16 protein-coding genes are annotated in these 18,203 nt (G+C 68.3%); 9 read left to right on the top strand and 7 right to left on the bottom strand.

Features of this window, described 5'->3' with window-relative positions:
• Nucleotides 1–25 precede the first annotated feature (25 nt).
• Genes ACIBTM_RS13200 through ACIBTM_RS13175 form a run of 6 tightly spaced genes read left to right on the top strand, consistent with a single transcriptional unit; the run spans nucleotide 26 to nucleotide 7,700 of the window.
• Nucleotides 26–1,729, top strand: coding sequence for a hypothetical protein (locus ACIBTM_RS13200; RefSeq protein WP_395876718.1), 1,704 nt, complete (start codon nucleotides 26–28; stop codon nucleotides 1,727–1,729).
• A complete protein-coding gene (locus tag ACIBTM_RS13195; RefSeq protein ID WP_395876717.1) occupies nucleotides 1,726–2,520 on the top strand; it encodes a protein phosphatase 2C domain-containing protein in 795 nt (264 codons plus the stop codon). Before ACIBTM_RS13200 ends, ACIBTM_RS13195 begins: the two co-directional genes overlap by 4 nt.
• Nucleotides 2,517–4,238 (top strand): condensation domain-containing protein, encoded by a 1,722-nt coding sequence (locus ACIBTM_RS13190; RefSeq protein WP_395876716.1) that lies wholly within the window; start codon nucleotides 2,517–2,519, stop codon nucleotides 4,236–4,238. Before ACIBTM_RS13195 ends, ACIBTM_RS13190 begins: the two co-directional genes overlap by 4 nt.
• Nucleotides 4,235–5,473, top strand: coding sequence for an MFS transporter (locus ACIBTM_RS13185; protein WP_395876715.1), 1,239 nt, complete (start codon nucleotides 4,235–4,237; stop codon nucleotides 5,471–5,473). Before ACIBTM_RS13190 ends, ACIBTM_RS13185 begins: the two co-directional genes overlap by 4 nt.
• Nucleotides 5,463–6,464, top strand: coding sequence for a LuxR C-terminal-related transcriptional regulator (locus ACIBTM_RS13180; RefSeq protein ID WP_395876714.1), 1,002 nt, complete (start codon nucleotides 5,463–5,465; stop codon nucleotides 6,462–6,464). Before ACIBTM_RS13185 ends, ACIBTM_RS13180 begins: the two co-directional genes overlap by 11 nt.
• A gap of 12 nt (nucleotides 6,465–6,476) precedes the next feature.
• Complete coding sequence (locus tag ACIBTM_RS13175; RefSeq protein ID WP_395876713.1) at nucleotides 6,477–7,700, top strand: glycoside hydrolase family 18 protein; 1,224 nt, start codon at nucleotides 6,477–6,479, stop codon at nucleotides 7,698–7,700.
• Between the two features lie 217 nt (nucleotides 7,701–7,917).
• On the opposite strand, the gene ACIBTM_RS13170 is transcribed toward ACIBTM_RS13175, so the two are convergent.
• From ACIBTM_RS13170 to ACIBTM_RS13160, 3 genes are all read right to left on the bottom strand, one after another.
• Nucleotides 7,918–9,246, bottom strand: coding sequence for a hypothetical protein (locus tag ACIBTM_RS13170; RefSeq protein WP_395876712.1), 1,329 nt, complete (start codon nucleotides 9,244–9,246; stop codon nucleotides 7,918–7,920).
• Between the two features lie 327 nt (nucleotides 9,247–9,573).
• Entirely contained in the window at nucleotides 9,574–9,870 is a 297-nt protein-coding gene (locus ACIBTM_RS13165; RefSeq protein WP_395876711.1) for a hypothetical protein, read from the bottom strand.
• A 67-nt stretch (nucleotides 9,871–9,937) separates the two neighbouring features.
• Nucleotides 9,938–10,564 (bottom strand): TetR/AcrR family transcriptional regulator, encoded by a 627-nt coding sequence (locus ACIBTM_RS13160; protein WP_395876710.1) that lies wholly within the window; start codon nucleotides 10,562–10,564, stop codon nucleotides 9,938–9,940.
• A 100-nt stretch (nucleotides 10,565–10,664) separates the two neighbouring features.
• Here ACIBTM_RS13160 and ACIBTM_RS13155 point away from each other — a divergent pair, with 100 nt between their 5' ends.
• Complete coding sequence (locus tag ACIBTM_RS13155) at nucleotides 10,665–11,066, top strand: Dabb family protein (protein WP_395876709.1); 402 nt, start codon at nucleotides 10,665–10,667, stop codon at nucleotides 11,064–11,066.
• A gap of 18 nt (nucleotides 11,067–11,084) precedes the next feature.
• Here the strand turns inward: ACIBTM_RS13155 and ACIBTM_RS13150 are convergent, their stop codons facing one another.
• The gene (locus ACIBTM_RS13150) at nucleotides 11,085–11,441 is read right to left on the bottom strand and encodes a winged helix-turn-helix transcriptional regulator (RefSeq protein WP_395876708.1); all 357 of its coding nucleotides are present in this window, start codon (nucleotides 11,439–11,441) and stop codon (nucleotides 11,085–11,087) included.
• A 129-nt stretch (nucleotides 11,442–11,570) separates the two neighbouring features.
• Here ACIBTM_RS13150 and ACIBTM_RS13145 point away from each other — a divergent pair, with 129 nt between their 5' ends.
• Both ACIBTM_RS13145 and ACIBTM_RS13140 read left to right on the top strand, forming a co-directional pair.
• Complete coding sequence (locus tag ACIBTM_RS13145; protein WP_395876707.1) at nucleotides 11,571–12,335, top strand: SDR family oxidoreductase; 765 nt, start codon at nucleotides 11,571–11,573, stop codon at nucleotides 12,333–12,335.
• A 328-nt stretch (nucleotides 12,336–12,663) separates the two neighbouring features.
• The gene (locus tag ACIBTM_RS13140) at nucleotides 12,664–14,508 is read left to right on the top strand and encodes a B12-binding domain-containing radical SAM protein (RefSeq protein ID WP_395876706.1); all 1,845 of its coding nucleotides are present in this window, start codon (nucleotides 12,664–12,666) and stop codon (nucleotides 14,506–14,508) included.
• Here ACIBTM_RS13140 and ACIBTM_RS13135 read toward each other — a convergent pair.
• From ACIBTM_RS13135 to ACIBTM_RS13125, 3 genes are all read right to left on the bottom strand, one after another.
• Nucleotides 14,490–15,326 carry a class I SAM-dependent methyltransferase gene (locus ACIBTM_RS13135; protein ID WP_395876705.1) on the bottom strand — a complete coding sequence of 279 codons (837 nt, stop codon included), beginning with the start codon at nucleotides 15,324–15,326 and terminating at the stop codon, nucleotides 14,490–14,492. The two genes, ACIBTM_RS13140 and ACIBTM_RS13135, sit on opposite strands and share 19 nt — an antisense overlap.
• Nucleotides 15,323–17,488, bottom strand: a complete 2,166-nt coding sequence (locus ACIBTM_RS13130; protein WP_395876704.1) for a tetratricopeptide repeat protein — start codon at nucleotides 17,486–17,488, stop codon at nucleotides 15,323–15,325. Before ACIBTM_RS13130 ends, ACIBTM_RS13135 begins: the two co-directional genes overlap by 4 nt.
• A 70-nt stretch (nucleotides 17,489–17,558) precedes the next feature.
• Nucleotides 17,559–17,906: a hypothetical protein gene (locus ACIBTM_RS13125; RefSeq protein ID WP_395876703.1), complete on the bottom strand. Its 348-nt coding sequence runs from the start codon at nucleotides 17,904–17,906 to the stop codon at nucleotides 17,559–17,561.
• Nucleotides 17,907–18,203: the final 297 nt, after the last annotated feature.

Raw genomic sequence — 18,203 nt, 5'->3', positions numbered from 1 at the left:
TTCTCGTCCTGATTGGACCTGCCACGTGACCACTCCGACTCCCCGCCACGACATAGTGCTCACCGGTGCCGTCATGACCCATCCGCGGCGGCCGGGACTCACCGGCCGTCTGCTGGCCGCCGCGCCCGCCGGGGCGCTACGACCGGTCACCGATCCGGAGCCTGCCGGACCGCCGACCGCCCTGCGCACCGCGATCCGGGCCTGGTCCGCGATCGCCGAAGGCACGACCCACCACCTGGTACTCCAGGACGACGCCGTTCCCGCCGACGGCTTCTTCGACCACGCCCGGGCCGCCGTCGCGGCCGCGCCCGATGCCGCGATCGCCTTCTACACCAACTGGAACTCCCGGAACGGCGCCGCCGTACGGCTCGCCACGCTGGCCGGGGCGAGATGGGTCACCGCGACCCACGAGTACACCCCGACCGTCGCGCTGGCCCTGCCCGCCCGGATCGCGGCCGGTTTCGCGGATTTCGCCGAAGCGCACGGCTCGACCTGGCCCGACGACGTCGTCATGTCCCGGTACCTGCGCGCGGCCGGGGTACCGGTGCTCCTGATCGCGCCGAATCTCGTCGAGCACGCGGACGAACCCAGCGTCCTCCGCAACGATTCCCACGGCTCGCGGCGGTCGGCCTGCTTCGCCGTCCCGCCCGGCGACGACTGGTCGCTCGGCGCGGGCCCGCTCGATCCCGACGTCATCCCGTTCTTCAAGCACGGGATCGCCCAGTGCGTCGTCCGTGACGGCGGAAGGCAGACGACCATCGACGCCGAGCGGTACTTCGGCCGGGCGGGCTTGGATTTCGACGCCTGCCAGAAGCAACGGCTCGAAGTCACCGGGTCGGTGTTCGACGCTCTCGCCGATCTGGAACGGCATCTCGACGAAGAAGCCGTCGAAGGACTCTGGACCACGGCCTACCTCCTCGGCGCACTCGGGACCGGCCGTCGGCTCGACCGGGTCGGCTCCCTCGCACTGGGCACGATCGGTGCGGGCGGTGTGTGCACCACCGTCGGCGCTTCCACGCTCCGGACGCTGCGGCCCGCCATGTCCGAATTGGCCCGCCTCGGCCACGAGGCCGGTGCCCGGGCACCACGTTCGCCCGCGCCCCGGCGGGAACGCGTCCTCGTCACCACCACCCACCGCCCGCTCGGCCGGGAGATCGCGCGTCATCTGGCCGATCGCGGATACGAGGTCCTGGACGGAAACGACCGACCGGACGTCGACGCCGTGGTCCACGTCGCCGAACCCGGTTCCACGCTCCCGGCCGTGACGGCGCGGCACGTGGTCCAGGTCTGCCCTCCCGGCGCACCCGTCCCCGCCGCCGCACCGGGCACCAGCGTCCTGCGGACCGGTTCGCCGTACGGGCCCGGTATCGAGGGCTATTCCGTCCTGGAGACGTTCACCCGGCAAGCCCTGCTGGCACAACCGATCCAGGCCGACGTCCCGGCGCGGGCGATCCATCGGCCCGCCTACATCCGGGACATCGCGCTCGCCGTACACCACCTCCTGCACCAGCCCGTGCCGCGGCGGACCGTCGCGACGCCGTCCCCGCTGACCAGCCAGGAACTGGCCGACGCGGTCGCCAGGGCCGTCCGGCGGGTTCCGGTCAGCTGGCCGGCGTCGCCGCACGGCCCTTCCGCCCCTCGCCTCGTCGCCGACGAACCGGCGACGGAACTCGATCAAGGCATCCGCGCACTGGCCCAGTGGCTCGCCTACGAAAAGGAAGAAGCATGAAAGTCGATCGTCTCTCCCAGCCGGGTGACGGCCTGGTCAACGAGGATCTGGTGCTGTCGGGCCGGTATCACGCGCTGGTCATCGACGGCGCGACGGCGGAACCAGGCGCGGAGACCGGCTGCGTGCACGACGTCCGCTGGCTGGTGGCGAGGCTCGGCACCGCGCTGGACCGGCTCCTCGTCGAACGTCCCGCGGAAGACCTGCGCGCCGTCCTCCGCGCGGCCATCGAGTCGGTCCGCGACGCCCACTCCGGCACCTGCGATCTCGGCAATCCCTGCGGCCCGACCGCGACCGTGGCGATCCTGCGCGAACGGGACGGACTCGCCGACTACCTGGTGCTCAGCGATTCGGCGGTGGTGCTCGAACGGCTCGACGGCACCGTCGAGGCCGTCATCGACGACCGGATCGACCGGCTGCTGCACCTGTCCTGGCAGGAGGTCCGGCCCTTGCGCAACGCGCCCGGCGGGTTCTGGGTCGCGGGCAGTGATCCGGCCGCCGCCGACCAGGCCCGCACCGGCACCGTGGAACTCTCGCGGCTGCGGCGTGCCGCGCTCCTCACCGACGGCGCGTACCGGCTCGTCGAACGCTACGGGTGGACCTGGCACCAGCTGCTCGACGTCGCCGAGTTCGACGGCCCGGCCGCGGTCGTCGGCGAGACCCGCCGCGCCGAACTCCGTACCGCGCCGGGCCACTTCGCCGGGAAACACCACGACGACGCGACAGTCGCCTTCTGCCGGTTCGAGACCACCGCCACTCCCCTGACCCGCCCGACCCACGAGGTGACGAAATGACCCGGTTCCAGGTCCGTTTCACCGGCAAGACGGCTCGCTCCGGTCCGCTGGCGTTCGGCCACGCGAACATCGTCCGCGCCATCACCCTCGACGACGATCCGACGCGGCTCAACCTCGCGATGGTGTTCGACGTGCCCGGCGCGTCGTTGGACCAGGTCGCCGGCTGGATCCGGGTGCTGCTCGAACGCCACGAGTCGCTGCGGACGACTTACTCGTTCGGAGACCGGACGCGCCAGCACGTGCTCGCGGAAGGCGAGGTGGAGGTCGAGGTCGTCGAGAGCGGCGGCGATGTCCTCCAGACGGCCGAGAGCACCGCGCGCGCCCTGCGGTCCCGGGTCTTCGATCTGACCGCGGAGCTGCCGCTGCATCTCGCCGTGGTGACCGAGAACGCCGTCCCGCGCCGGCTCGTCTGGGTGGTGAGCCACGCCGCGATGGACGTCGCCACCTGCGAACTCCTCCTCGGCGAATGGACCGAGCTGGCCGCCGGGCACGAGCTGCCCGTGGACGACTCGCCGCAGCCTCTCGACGTCGTCGAACTCGAGAAGACGCCCGCGGTGCAGCGGCTGGGACAAGCGGCGACGCGGTACTGGGAAAGCAAGCTGCGCACGGTTCCGCAGGCGATGTTCCCCGTGCCCGCCACCGGAACCGGCTTCCTCCGGCCCGGGCTGCGAGTCCGTTCACGGGCCGCGATGGGCCATATCGCGGCGATCGCCGAGCGGACCAGCGCGAGCCCCTCCGCCATCGCCCTCGCCGCGCTCAACGCGCTGATCGCGCACTGGACCGCGCAATCCGCCTGCGTGACGACGTCCTTGTCCGGTAACCGGGTGCTCAAGCAGTTGCGCCGCTTCTTCGGTTCGATGGCGCAGGACGCGCTGCTCCCGGTCATCATCCCGGAGACGTTCGACGAACTGGTCCACGCCGTCCGCGCCGCTTCCGTGCCCGCGTACCGGCACAGCTGGTTCGAAGCCGACGCCATCTGGGAAGTGATCACCCGCGTCACCAGCGAACGGGGCTTCTCCTTCGCCAGGGATCTCGTGTTCAACGACATGAGCGCGCTGGGCGACGCCGCGGTCGGCGAGCCGCCTCGCGCCGCGTACAGCAGGTTGCCGTCGGTGTGGCTACCGGGTGGACCGGACGTCGAAGACGACCCCGAGATCGGTGGCACGCTGGAGCTACTGCCGCAGGAGGACATCCCGACCCGCTTCTTCGGCTGCCTGTACCGCCTCGACACGGAACTGGATCTGACGCTGTGGGTCGACCCCGGCTGTCTCGGCACCGCCGAGGTGACCGAGTTCGGCCGCGGCCTCCTGGCGTTGCTGCGTGCGGCGGCCGAGGCGGATCTTCCCTTGAAGGAACTGCATTCGCTCACCACGCTCGCACCCATCGAACGCGGGGAAGGCTGGTACCTCTCGGACTCGTGCTGGGTCGAGCTGGACGCCGTCCGGGAACTGGTCTCCGACGTCCTCGGTGACCGGCCGCATCTGGTGACCGCGGAGCCCGACGACGTCCTGGGGCACCGGCTGGTGTGTCATCTGACCGGCCCGGCGGCGCCCGCGGACCTGCACGCCGAAGTACTGGCCGCGCTGCCGGGACGGCCGACCGCGCTGGCACCGCACCACTACGTGATCTGTGCCGAGCCTCCCGCCGATCCGCTGGATCCGGGCGCCTGGACGGCCACGGCCATCGACTCCGCGAGCGGACGGGAGCTGCCGGTATGAGTCATGACACGGAAACCCTGACCGGTGAGGGAAAACCGGCCGCAGGGCGGCTCTGGTCCGGCAACTTCAAGCTCTACCTCACCGCGCGCAGCGGGTCGATGCTGGGCGACGCGATGCTGCCCGTCGCACTCTCGATCGCCGTGCTGGCTGCGGGTCACGGGATCGACGGCGTCGGCTACGCCCTCGGCGCGTGGATGGGCGCGCTCGCGCTGTTCATGCTGTTCGGCGGCGTGCTCGCGGACCGGTTCACGCCGCGCCGGATGATGATCATCGCGGACCTCGTCCGGCTGGTCGTCCAGGGCGGGATGGCGGTCGCCTTCGCCGTCGGAACGCCGTCGCTGCCGGCGATCGTCGTCCTGCAGTTCCTCAGCGGTGCCGCCACCGCGTTGTTCCAGCCCGGGGTGGCGAGCATGGTCCCGCAGGTCGCGGAGGACGTCCAGGGCGCGAACGGCGTCTTGCGGATTTCCGAGGCGATCTCGGGCGTTCTCGGCCCGGCGCTCGCCGGTGTGCTGGTCGCCGTCGCCGGCACCGGAACAGTGTTCGGGATCTACGCCGCGACGTACGGGATCAGCGCGATCTGCCTGTTCGCCCTGCGGCTCACGCCGGTGAAGTCCACTGAGGACAGTGAACCGTCGTTCTGGCGTCAGCTGGTCGAAGGCTGGCGGGAGTTCGCCGCCCGCGGCTGGCTCTGGGGCGTGATCGCGATCCACCTGGTGTACGGCTGTTTCGTGGCGGGCGTGTCCCTGCCGGTCGGCGCGGACCTGGTCGTCTCGGACTACGGTTCGACCGCGCTGGGCATCGGGATGGCCGCCTTCGGCGCGGGCGGGGTCGCGGGCGGCGCGGTCGCCATGCGCGTCCGCCCGAGCCGTCCGCTGTTGTCCGGGGCGATCGGCTGGGCGTTGTTCGCGCTGTACCCGATCACGCCCGCGGTGGGACTTCCGGTCGCCTTCCTCATCGTCGGCTGGGCGCTGGCCGGTTTCGGCCTCGCCTACTGGGGTGTCCTGTGGTCCACCACGGTCCAGACCCAGATTCCCGCGGAACTCCTGAACCGGGTCTACGCCTACGACGTCTCGGGGTCGCTGCTCGCGTTGGTGCTGGGCAGGTCGCTCGCCGGGCCGATGGCGAGCCTTTTCGGCGCACGGCCACTGATGATCCTCGCGACCGTGCTCGGGCTCGCCTGTACCGTGCTGCTGCTCGCGGTCCGCTCGATCAGGGATCTGCGAAGTGCTCAGTGACCGGATCGAGCCCGACGAATTCGCCGTCGAGGTCTACGAACGGATCCTCGACGGCGACGGGCCCGCGGAGATCGCGGCCCGGCTCGGTGTCCCGGCGGCCGAGGTGGACCGCGCGTTCGGCCTCCTGCGGCGGCTGCGGCTGATCCGGGAGACCCGGGACGGCGAGGTCGTCGCCGTCAACCCCGACAGCGCGCGGACCGAACTGCTGCTGCCGCTGGAACGGGCGATCCACGACCAGCGCAGCCTGCTGCTGGCCCGGCGGCGGCAACTGCGTTCGTTCGCCGACGCCTTCGGCCGCGCGGAACGGGCGAACTCGCGCCACTCGCCGATCCAGGTCTCGCGCGATCCGCGCGAAACCGAATTGCGGCTCGTCGAAACGGCGAACGGCTGCAAGTCCGAAATGCTGATGATGCAGTCCTGCGTGGCGCACGAGCCACCCGAAGCGCGGCATCTGCGGCCGCTCGTACTGGACGCGCTGCGGCGCGGGATCCGCGTCCGGGTGCTGTATCCGCACGCGGCCCGCGCGGACGCGGCGACCAGGTCGTTCCTGTGCAACGTCGCCTCCCTCGGCGGCCGGGTGCGGACCTCGGACGAGATCTTCGACCGATTCGCCGTCTTCGACCGCGAGGTCGCGTTCCTCCGGGCCGGGCTCGAAGGCGATCAGGCCGTCGCGATGGTGCACGGTCCGGTGATCGCGCAGTTCCTCGCCGGGACACACGACCGAGGCTGGGAATCCGGCACCGACTTCGATCCCGGCCGGGCCGGCTACGACGGCACCCTCGACGTCGTCAAGTCCCGGGTGCTGGACCTGCTCGCCGCCGGTCTCAAGGACGAGGTGATCGCGCGCCGGGTCGGTCTGTCCGAACGGACGTTGCGCAGGCATATTTCGGCGATGATGCAGGAACTCGCCGCGGAGAGCCGGTTCCAGGCCGGCGTCGCCGCCGCGCGGGCGGGTCTGGTCGCCACCACCACTCGTACGCATCCCCAATAGAAAGGGTCTTCCATGCGACCGAAGAATCTGGCCTTGCGGCTCGGGCTGTGCCTCGCCGCGGTCCTGGTACTGCTCCCCGCCTCGCCCGCTTCCGGGACACCGGAGATCGAGGCAGCCCCGCCACCGGATCGGCCGGTCCTGGAGGCGTTCTGGGGTGGCACGCCGCCCGCCGATCAGGTCCCCTGGGAAATGCTGAACACCATCAGCTACTGGTTCGCCTCACCGGCGGGCGGCCGGTGCAGCACCCCGGACGCCAAGCAGCGCAAGGACATCGAAAGCCTCGCGGCGGTGAAACGTGCTCACCCCGACCTGACCGTGCTGATCTCCATCGGCGGCTGGGCCGCACCGGGTTTCGGTGCCGGCGCCGCGACCGCGGAATCCCGGCGCGCCTTCGTCAAGTCCTGTGTGGACAACTGGCTGAGCGCGTTCCCGCCAGGGCTGGTCGACGGATTCGACGTCGACTGGGAGTTCCCGGTCTCCGGAGGGCTGCCCAGTATCGGCAACTCGCCGGCCGACCGCGCGAACTTCACCTTGCTACTCAAGGAATTCCGGGCACAATTGCAACGCTATGCCCGCGAACACGGCAGGCCTGGCCGCGCCATGAAGCTGTCCGCGGACATCCCCGCGGGCCGTGTCCAGGACGACGGAACCGGGACCGGGGGCGCGCCCTACGACGCGTCCAACAGTTTCGACCTGCGTGAAGTCGGCAGGCTCGTCGACATCTTCAACCTGATGACCTACGACTTCTGCACGGGCTACTCGAAGTTCTCCTGCTTCAACGACCCGCTGGTCAAACGGCCCGGTGATCCGAACGACGAGTACAACAACAACGTCGGCGCGCTGAAGTACATGACCGACCACGGTGTCCCGCGCGAGAAGATCGTCCTCGGCGTTCCTTTCTACGGCCGGGCGTTCACCGTCACTTCGACCGCCAACGACGGCCTCTACCAGCCGTACACGAACATGCAGTTCCTCGACTACAAGGTCCTCATGGGCCCGGAGTGGGCCGGTGACACCGGATTCCGCAAGGGCTGGGACCCGATCGTGCGCTCGCCGTACCTCTGGAACCCGGAGAAGAAGATCTGGGTGAGCTACGAGAACCCGCGGTCCATTCAGGACCGCTCGCTGTTCGCGAAACGCCACCGCCTGGCGGGCATGATGATGTGGGAGCTGGGCGCCGACGATCCGCAGCACAGCCTTCTCGCCGCGATGACCGGGCCCTGGCTCCGGCCCTGATGGAGCGGCCGGCGGTTGCTCGACGTGGGGAACCGCCGGCCTCCTCGGGATCATGGAACGGTCACTCTGTCGAAGCCACCGCTGTTCGACCGGTTGAAGTCCGCGCCGAGACACGGCATAGCGCGTGACGCTGTGCGGCTGCGGGCGCTGGAGGTGAACGGCGATCCGTGCACCGCGGTCATCAAGCAGCTCGTCGCCCGGCACTCGGTCTCAGGGGTCAGGGGTTTTCCGCTTCGAACTCGCGGACCGCGGCCTCGGCCTCCCGCGAGCCCGGTCGCAGATGCGTGTGCGCCTCCCCCTGCTCATGGCCCCTCTGCAACCACTCCATGAACTCGCGACGGCGTTCCTCGCTTGGCATCCGCCGCCTCAGCCATCCTGAGTTCTCGAGTTCCTGCTTGTTCCCGTCGCTGATTCGCTGCCGACGGGGCATGTCGTTCTCGTCGCCCTCGCCGTACTTCTCCTCGTAGTAGTCCTTGTCACGAGGCCCCCCGGACATGGCCATCGCGGACGGGCCCGCAGTGATCCCAAGTTCGCCGGCGACCGCGGCTGGAATCGTGTCGACCGCCACGATCACCAATTGCCCTCGCGATGTCGCCAGTACCACGCCCGCCCCAGGCGGAGGTGGGCCTGGTAACGGACTGCCGCCACGCGGACCGCCACCGGCGGTTCGCATGATCAAGAACAGGATGGCGTCGACTTCGACTTCCGCCACCGCACGGGCGAACTCGTTGCCTGCAGCGTTGATCTGGGCCTGTGTGGTCGCGTTGCGTGCATCCGCGAAATTGATCAGATGGTTTGCCGCCCGGAACAGACCTGTCCCGATGAAGACGGCGGTCAACCCGAGCGCGATATCGGCCGCCCAGCCGACTGGGGTGAACTGCGAGGCGATGAATACCGCGGCGAACGTGATGACCGCGGCGACCAAGGCCTCCGGCGTCAGGACGCTGAGGATCTTCTCCCGGACCGCCGCGTTGATGTCGGCCCGGTGGAACGCTTCCACAAGTCGTTCGGTCGGCGTCATGGCAGCAATCTGTTCGCCGGACAGATCCGGCCCTTGCGCGACGGGCGCCCGCGGCCTCGGCGCTTGACTGCTGTTCGGACCGGCCGTGGACGCTCGAGGGGCGCCGGGCCTTGTCAGCTCGGCGATCTGAGACCCAGGCCCGACCGCCGGATTGCTTGTCGCGCCGACGTGCATGTAGTTGATCTGTTCATCGGTCAGTTCGGCAAGCTTGCGCAGGATGTCCTGCCTGTTGAATCCGTTGAGCAGCTCAGCGGTGTTCCTGAAATCCCCAGTCTCCGTCGCGGTCCGGAGGGCGGCACGATAACGCTCGTCGAGTGACGGTCCCGCGGCAAGCGGCTCTCGTTGTACCGCCAGCAATTGGCACGCGGCTTGGTTCCCGGCTGATCTCTGCAGCCTGCTGATGGCCGACGGATTCAGATGTGCCCCAGCGACACCGGCAACGCTTTCGGGTGACCTGCCGCGCCGCGTCACGTCACCCTTTGGGTTTGGAGACAGGACGGGCGTGTCGTGCTGCTGCCGTGACATGGATCCTCCCATCGCGGGCAGGACTGCTCTTCAGTTCACCACAGCGCCGAGGGGCAAGGCAATCAGCACGGTCGGAGCCTGCCCAAGCGGGCAGTCGAATTCGCCTGTTGAGGCCCGCGATGACAGCTTGCCCCATTGCCGGTTGAATAAGGGAGGCCGGTCTCACATGACAATCTCAGCGATTGGGCGTCAAACTTCAGACTTCACCGGGGCAAGAGAGGGTTACTGTGAGGTAAGGCAAAGGTGGCGTGCTGAAGCCGGCAGCCTGAGCGGGCTCGCCACAGAGCCTGACACCTCCGCACTATCCATAAAGGTCACATTTCGAGATTATCTGAAGATCAGGTACGGGAAGCCCAGGAGCACGTCGGCGGTCCAGGTGACCACCCGGTCCCACCAGCCGCCCAGGGATCCGGCGGGCAACCCGGTCGGCCCGAGGTTGGCGATGTCCGGGGTGAGGCTCTGTCCTTCGACGAGGACGAGCAGATCCGCGGCGGCCGCCATGGCCAGGATCAGCACCACGACGATCGAGCAGGTGAGCGTCCATCCGCTGAACCGAACCGCGGACGGCAATGAACGTGCCGCCGTCGGCGGGATGCCTTCGGGCAGCAGCAAGGGATCGGGCACAGCACCTACTCGGGTTCATCTGATCGGGTGACGATCAGCGACCCTAAAGAAAGTCCTGTTTGGACGGCTATGGGACGTATGCGCGGACGAAGGTGTCGACGGCCGCCTCGGCTATGCCGTCGAGTTCGTCCTTCGGGAGGGTGCGAGCGCCGAGCCGCGAGCGGGCCTCCAGCGGTCCGATCAACAGGGCGAGGAACTGCTCGGCGGCCCTGGCCGGGTCGCAGGACCGGAGAGCGCCGGAAAGGACGAGGCGGGCGAACCGGTCGGCCAAGGCCTCGGTCAGGTGCACCGACGTCCGCTCCTGCATGGTGGCCGCCAGCTCCGGGAACGCGGCGAGCTCGGCGTAAGCCAGAGACCGGAGCGCATGCGAACGCTCGCCCGAGCAGATCCGCAACAGCCGGGAAGCCGCGGTTCGCAGTGTCGCGCGAACGTCGGTCCCCGCGTCGCGGAGCGGTTCGATGGCGTCGAGCGAGTCAGCGGCGACACTGTCGGCGGTTGCGGCCATGGCACCGCGGAACAACGTTTCCTTGTCGCTGAAATGGTTGTAGACGGTGGGTTTCGCGGCCTTCGCCTCGTCCGCGATCTCCTGGACGGAAGCCCGGGCGTACCCGTGGCGCGCGAAGACCGTGAAGGCCGCGTCCAAGATCGCTTGACGCTTGTCGACTCGTCCCCCCGGTGCGGTCGCCTTCGTCACGCGACGATCCTATCCACCGGACTTCCGGCACCCGACATTGCACATGAACCTTCCTGTTCACTACGTTGAACTCGTTGGTTCAATCTACCGGGAGGAAGTCTTGATCGTCCAGTTCATGCGCTTCGCGTTCCGCGACGACAGCACCGCGGAGCAGAAGGCCCGCGCCTTGGAGTTGATCCGCCGCACCGCGGCGGTGGAGTCGGTGGCGTTCTCCACGGTCGGCGGGCTTCTCGGCGATCCGGCCGAGGGCTACACCCATGGCTATTCCTTCGGCCTCGCCGACCTCGACGCGTTCGAGCGCTACATGTACGACCCCGTGCATCTGGCCGGAGACCCGGAAATCCTCCCGCACTACGCCAAACTGCACGTCGGGCTCGCCGTTTCCGACGACCCCGATCCGGAGCTGGCCGCGAAGATCACCGCCGTCTACGAAGGCAAGCTCGCCAGGTATCCCGAGTGGGAACGGCTGATGGCGGCGATCCCCGAAGTCCGGTTCGGCTGACGGCGGAGAACCCGGCCGTCATCGACCATCCGCGTGATCCGGATCCGGACGCGAGGTGATCTCCGCGGCGTTGGCGCGGATCCAGTCCAGCAACGGCGTCAACGCCGCCGCGGCACCACGCCCCAGTTCGGTCACCGAGTACGTCACCGATGGAGGTTGTTCGGAACCGACCTCGCGGCGCACCAGGCCGTCTTCCCGCAGCGACCGGAGCGTGGCCGTCAGGCTCTTGTCGCTGACGCCCGCGACCACGGCCCGCAGTTCGTGGTACCGGTGCGGCCCGCGCAGCAACGCGGTGAGCACCAGGATCGTCCACCGGCCCGCGAGATGCCCGAGTACCTCTCGCGCCGGGCAGTCCTTGTGGAACACGTCACTCACCACAGCTCCCCTACTCTCCCGCGCTGGGTGCTCACCTTCGGGTGAGTACCGGACCGCGAGGTGAGCGCCTTCCGCCCGAACCCGCACTCTCCCTAGGTTAGTGACCTGTTCACGACCGAGGAGGAATACGTGCCGACCACGACACTCGTCACCGGCGCAGCCCGCGGGCTGGGCGCCGCGATCGCCCGGCAGCTGGGTGTGCGCGGGCACCACGTGATCGTCAACTACCGCACCGACTCCGACGGCGCGGCTGGCGTCGTCGACGACATCGAGGCCGCGGGCGGCACGGCGTCGAGCGCCCGCGCCGACGTCACCGACCCCGAGGCGGTCGACGCTCTCGTGACCGGAATTCTGGCCCGGCACGGCCGGATCGACACCGTCGTCGTCAACGCGAACACCGCACCTCCCCCTTTCGCCCCGCTAGCCGCCTTGTCCTGGACGGATTTCCTGAACAAGGTGACCGGTGAACTCGCGGGTGCCTTCCACATCACCAAGAGCGTCCTCGGACCGATGCGAGCCCAGGGCGACGGCCGGATCGTGTACATCGGCAGTACCGCGGCGGACTACGTCGGAGAAGGCCGCCTCGCCCACGGCACCGCGAAATCCGCACTGACGACGTTCGCCCGTCACGTGGCCGCGGAGAGCGGACGCGACGGTGTCAGTGTCCTGGTAGTCGCGCCCGGAGCGGTCCGGACCCCGGCGACGGCGGGAATTCTCGCAGGCGACCGCGGCGAAGTCCTCGCCAGGGAATCGGTGCTCGGCAGGATCCTCGAACCCGAGGACGTCGCCGCCGCGGTGGCGCTGGCCGCCGATCCAGCGCTTCGCCCGGCCACCGGGACGGTGCTCCGCGTCGACGGCGGCTGGTCCGTCCTCGTCGGCGGACCGGCGAGCTAGGCCGGCCCCGGGGACCCGCCCGGCGCTGTCAGGCGGCGGAAATTGCACGAAGAAATCCATCGGGTTGAGACCGAGCAGCCGACGAGGCAAGAAAGTGCGGCATTTGACGGCAAACCGGAATTCTCCGGCGAATTCCGTATCGGCGGCCTGGAGCCTGCCGGAAAGGCTGCGAACAGACGACAAAATTCCTGTCCCGCGCCTGCGAGTTCGGACCGAATCCTTCATTGACATACTCGATGCCGGCGTATGCGAAGACGCCGAACAGTCGATTGACTCGGGGTGGGCCTCGTGGGGTACTGGGTTTTCATTCTTCGCAGGAGGTCGAGCGGTGCGCGTTCTTCTGATAAAACCTTCCGTTCGTGGATGCCGGGTCGAAATCGGCAGACATATTCCGATCGGGCCCGCCTATCTGGCGTCGTGCCTGCGCGATCGTGGACACGAGGTCGTTCTGTTCGACGCGCTGTCGTTCACCGAGGACAATCACATCGTCGATCCCGAGGCCTACACCGACGTCGACCGGCTGAAGATCGCCCGGCACCCACGGTGGCGGCATCTGGTGCATTGGGGCGCGAGCTGGGAACGCGTCGGACGAGCGATCCAAGACGCCGAGCCGGACGTCGTGGGCATCTCCTGCATGTTCACGCCGTACTACGAGTCGGCTTACGAGACCGCGAGGCTGGTGCGGAAGGTGGCTCCGGACGCGTTGGTGATCTTCGGCGGCCAACATCCCACCGTGGCACACCACCACGCGTTGCAGGAGCCGTCTTTCGACGTATTCGTACGCGGCGAAGCCGAGTTCACCTTGCCCAGCGTCCTCGACTCCGTTGGCACCGGAGCGCCGTTGACCGGTATTCGTGGCCTGGTATTCCGCTGTCAGCCACGGTTCTGCGGTTGCGACCTTGCCGGTCCCGGCGTGCACGTCACGCCCGCCGCGCCGCAGGTCCCCGATCTCGACGCGTTACCTCTTCCGGCGACCGACCTGCTCGACTTCGACCGCTACGAGCGCGCGACGACGCTCATCACCAGCCGCGGCTGCCCGTTCTCCTGCACTTTCTGCACCGTGCACGCCACGGTGGGCAAGGCGTTCCGGTACCGGTCACCGGAATGCGTGGTCGCGGAGATCCGGCACTACGTCTTCGACCACGGTATCCGTGAGTTCCGCATCGAGGACGACAACTTCACGTTCGACACGGACCGAGTGCGGGGGTTGTGCCGGGCGATCAAGGCCGCCGGTCTGGACATCGACCTGCACCTGCCCAATGGCATGACCGTCGTGAAGCTCTCGCCCGAGCTGGTCCGGGATATGGTCGATGCCGGTTTCAAGAGCCTGTTCCTCGGCCTGGAGACCACCGAGCCGGCGCGGTTGCGCAAGCTGCGCAAGGGATTCACCTCGGTGGAGAAGGTTCGAGCCGGAGCAGGATGGTTCCTCGATCAGGGTGTGGAAGTCAGCGCGTCACTGATCGTCGGCCTGCTCGGACAAGACCTCACCCGGGCCGCGCAGGACGCCGCCCGCCTGGCGACGGCGGGGCTCGGGTTCGGCTCGAATCCGTTCTACCCGATTCCGGGTTCGACCGATTACGAGAACTGCCTCCGGCACGGGATCATCGCGCACGACACGGAACTGGGCTTGTTCGAGGGCTTCAACTTCGCGGTCGGCAGCGACCTGCTCTCACCTGAAGACGTCTGTTGGGCGTGGGTGTACGCCCAAGCGCTGTCGTTTTGGCCGGGCTATGTCCTCGAAGGCGTCGGCCGTCCGGAACACGAGGCTGAGGCGTCGATCGAGACCACGCTGACCGGTCTGTCGGCTTGGCACTCGAAGCAGTCCAGCAGAGCGGATCGGTTCGAACTCCTCGCCGCGCCGGGACGAGTGGTGGGCAGCACGGTCGAACTGACCGAATCCGGCTGCTTCTGCCGTCTGCAGAAGGTGCGTGAACTGACCGAGGGCGGCGGCCCTGCCGACTTCTGCGCCTGCAGCGGCGACATCGTCGCTGCCGCGGCCGGGCTTCATCTCGGCCGTCCTCTGTCGGCCTACCAGGTGTCCTCCGCGGTTCGTGACCCCGGGCGGTTGTGCTCGTTCGACATCCGGGCGGGTGGAGCCGCGGCGGCGCGAGCGGTGCACGCGGCCTACGTGCGCGAGCTCAGAGCGCTGCTCGATCAGCCGGTCGAGGTCTGAGGCCGCCACAGCACGACAGCGTCCCGGCCGAACCGCCGGAGTAGTTCCGGTGAGCCGTTCACCCACTCGTCCCGGTCGCCGTACCTGTCGAACTCCGGCAGCGGCTCGAGGACGTGGAACGACCAGGTCCAGACTTGCGCCCAGCCCAGCGACCGTCCCAGCTCGGCCAGCCTGATCGGGTCGCGGTGGTGGATCGGCAGCCCTTCTTTCCCCGTGGCGGCGCGCGCGACCTCGTCGAACCGGGCCCGATCGACCCGATGCGACTCGACGCCGTGCTCGGTCATGCGGTCCAGGCTGAACTGTTCGTCGCCGACAGGGGCTCGGGTACAGGTCAGCATCAGCACGCCGTCCGGTGTGATGAGCTCGCGGATCGAGTTCAGCAACGGCACCAGGTCGGCGGTCGGGATGTGTTGGATAACGTGGCTGCACAACACCAGATCGAAAGGGCCTGCCCGCAACTCGTGAAGGTTTCCCACCTGGGTGACGATCTCGGCTGAATCACCCAGCTCGCGTGCCACTTGGGCCGCTTTGGCCAGCCGGCCCGGATCCGGGTCGATCGCGGTGACCCGGCCGGCCAGCTCGGAGAGCCACGGTAACATCCTGCCCGGCCCGCAGCCCACGTCCAGGGCCCGCACGCTGTCCTTCGGGCCGAGCAGCTCTTTCAGCTTCTCCGCCGCGCGCGCCATGGCACGTTCGTCACTGTGGTCCCAATAGCCGGGGTGCGGCTCCGCCTGTTCGATGAAACGACGGGTAATGCGATCGTCGTCGTCCGGATACGCGTAGGTGCTCGACACCACCATGGGCCACCGGTCGATCATGAGTCCGTTCCCTGGATCGCGCTGATCTTCTCCGCCAGCGTCGTGGCCTCAGATCTTTCCAGCTGCACGAAGATGGTGCGACCGCGCTGCCACGCGGCGAGCGCCGCGGCATGATCGTCCGCGGCGAAGGCGGCGTCGCCGAGGTGGGCCACCGCGGTGGCTTCTTCGAAGGCCATGCCGACTTCGTGGAACAGCTCGACCGCCCCGCGGTGGTACTTCATCGCTTCGGCGGCCTTGCCGAGGTTGCGATACGCGTCGCCGATATGGTCGAGAGTGAAGGCCACACTATGCCGCTGACCCAGCCCCTCGAGCACGGTGAGGGCGGCCTTGCAGCAGGTGAGGTTCTGTTCGTGGTCACCGACGAGGCCATGGAGCCATCCCACGGTGTTGAGAGCCTCGGCCTCGCCGAAGCGATTACGGCAGGTTTGATGGATCTCCAGCGCTTGCCTGCCTTTCACCAGCCCCTCGGCGTACCGTCCTTGCCTGGCCAGCATCCAGCTCATCGAGTGGAAGGCATGGGCTTCACAGACCTGGTCCCCGAGTTCTTGGAACACCGCGAGTGCCTGCTCGATCTGGTCGTAGGCTTCGGCGTTTCGCTCACGTTGGGCATAGGCGTGCCCGAGGTTGTACCTCAGCCGGGCCTCTCCGGCACGGTCGTTCAGTCGCCGAGCCGCCACGATCGCCTTTTCGGTGATCGCGATCCAGTCGTGCCAGTGCACTTGCCGGTCCATGAAAGTGGCGAGCGACCACGACAACTGCCACGTGTAGCGGTCCAGCTCCTCCTCGGCGGCGTGGTCGGCAGCCGCGAGAAGACAAGGGTATTCGGTGGTGAGCCACGCCATCGCTTCGTCGTAGTCCCGGAACTGTCGCGGATCCACCCGCTCGTCGTGCGGTGACAGCACGATGGGCTCGCGGTGCGGATACAACTGCCGGTCGGCGGCGACCGCGGAATGCAGATAGAAGTCCAGCATTCGTGCGACGGCCCGCTCGCTGTCCGGTCGGCTCTCCTCCGCCGAAACCCGATCGCGCGCATACGCCCGAAGCAGGTCATGAAACTGGTAGCGGCCCGGCTCGAGCTCTTCCAGCAGGTGAGCGTTGACCAATTGCTTGAGCAGCGCGCGGGTTTCGCGGAGTGACGCCCCGCCCAGGGCGGCGGCCGCCGGCGCGCCGATGTCCGGACCAGGATGCAGGCCGATCAGCCGGAAGAGCCTCGACGCCTCCGGCGTGAGCGCCAGGTAGGACCAGGAGAACACGGCCTGCAGATTCACCTCGACCTCGCCGAGATCGAATTCCTCCAGCCGGGCCCGCCGATCACGCAGCTCGGCGACCAGACCGGCGAGCGTGACCGGGGCGTTCGCGGCGGCCCGCGCCGCCGCGATGCTCAACGCCAGTGGCAGGCGCGCGCACAGCTCGATCAGTGCGTCGGTCTCTTCGGGTTCCGCCGCCACTCGTTCCTCGCCGATCCTCGCCGCGAGCAGAGCCCGCGCCTCCTCGAGAGTGAGCAGTCCCAAAACCAGCCTCCGTGCCCCCTCCCGTGCGACGAGACCGTCCAGCCGGCTCCGGCTGGTCACGATCACCATGCAGGACGTGCCGCCGGGCAAGAGCGGCCGCACCTGGCCACTGTCGCGGCAGTTGTCCAGCACGACCAGCATTCGCCGTCCGGCCACCAGGCTGCGGTAGAGCGCCGCCTGTGCGTCGAGGTTCGCGGGAATGCGCGAGGGCGGCACCTCGAAGGCGTCCAGAAATCCACGCACCACGACCGCTGGATCCAGCGGTTCGCCCGCGGGGTCGAAACCGAACAGGTTCGCATAGAGCTGACCGTCCGGAAAGCGGTCCCTCGCTCGATGCGCCCAATAGATCGCCAGGGTGGTCTTCCCGATTCCCGCGGAGCCCTCCACGGCCGACACCACCACCATGCCGGTGACGGCCGCCTCGTCCAGCATCGCGGTCAGCGCGTCCAGTTCGGCTTGCCTGCCGATGAAATCCCGCACCGCGACCGGTAGCTGGCGCGGAACGACTGCCTTGCGCTCGGGCACTTTGATAGTGACGTCGCCCTCGATGACCCTCGCTTGCACAAGAACCCCGTCGACGTCGCCGACGACCACGTTCCGCGCACCGTCACGGTCTCCGTCGAGCATGTCTGCTGGTTGATCGGCACTCACCGCTCGTGGTCCTTCTTCCGACTCGGCGGGATATCACGTAGCTGGGGGAAACACGCGAAGCCGCACCTTCTCAGAAGGAAATACCGCCCTGGACGTCACGCGCTTGGACGACCTTGCCGGAGACATCACCCGTCACGGTGTTGACAACGCCACCTGTTTCGGCCTGATGCACGCTGCCGGTCTTCTCCCATTCAGACCGTAAGCGCTGCGCGAAGTCAGGATCATCGGCTTCGGCCGCGGCGAGCCGATCCCGCAGATTTTCGACTTCGGCCGAGTCCTCCGCCGCCCCCTCCGCGGCCTCGAGTACCGCTGTCGCGTCCGGATCCTCCGCGAACTTGCGCTTCACCAGCTCGTACAAGCCGACCATCGTCCGGCCGGCAAGCGCGGCGGCAAGGGAAATGAGAACCGGCTCGGGCATCGACGGCACTCCCGTCCTGTCGGCGTACGCGGCCAGCTCGCCACGCTATCAGCCTGAAGACGGCTTCGACGGGGCCTGCGTTACATCCGGCGCAAGGCGACCCGTCCGGACCAGCGCTCTCCGCTCCTGTTACGTACTCGCCACTGCGAGAGGAAAGCACGTAAGGGTGAAGGAACTTCGGATACTGTGACTTTCCGCTTCTTTCGAATCCCGGCATCTCTTTGTCGAGTTCCGGGTTCACTATTCAGTTCGGCTGATCAAACCCGGATGACCTTGGCCCGGCCCGGCCAGTAGTCT

Source organism: Amycolatopsis sp. NPDC049868 (assembly GCF_044461365.1).
GTDB lineage: Bacteria > Actinomycetota > Actinomycetes > Mycobacteriales > Pseudonocardiaceae > Amycolatopsis.
This window is presented reverse-complemented; position numbering and strand designations above follow the sequence as displayed.

Excerpts from the sequence above, each read along its gene's own strand:
- ACIBTM_RS13195 (WP_395876717.1), top strand. The coding sequence starts at position 1,726 with ATGAAAGTCGATCGTCTCTCCCAGCCGGGTGACGGCCTGGTCAACGAG.
- ACIBTM_RS13190 (WP_395876716.1), top strand. The coding sequence starts at position 2,517 with ATGACCCGGTTCCAGGTCCGTTTCACCGGCAAGACGGCTCGCTCCGGT.
- ACIBTM_RS13185 (WP_395876715.1), top strand. The coding sequence starts at position 4,235 with ATGAGTCATGACACGGAAACCCTGACCGGTGAGGGAAAACCGGCCGCA.
- ACIBTM_RS13175 (WP_395876713.1), top strand. The coding sequence starts at position 6,477 with ATGCGACCGAAGAATCTGGCCTTGCGGCTCGGGCTGTGCCTCGCCGCG.
- ACIBTM_RS13170 (WP_395876712.1), bottom strand. The coding sequence starts at position 9,246 with ATGTCACGGCAGCAGCACGACACGCCCGTCCTGTCTCCAAACCCAAAG.
- ACIBTM_RS13135 (WP_395876705.1), bottom strand. The coding sequence starts at position 15,326 with ATGATCGACCGGTGGCCCATGGTGGTGTCGAGCACCTACGCGTATCCG.
- ACIBTM_RS13125 (WP_395876703.1), bottom strand. The coding sequence starts at position 17,906 with ATGCCCGAGCCGGTTCTCATTTCCCTTGCCGCCGCGCTTGCCGGCCGG.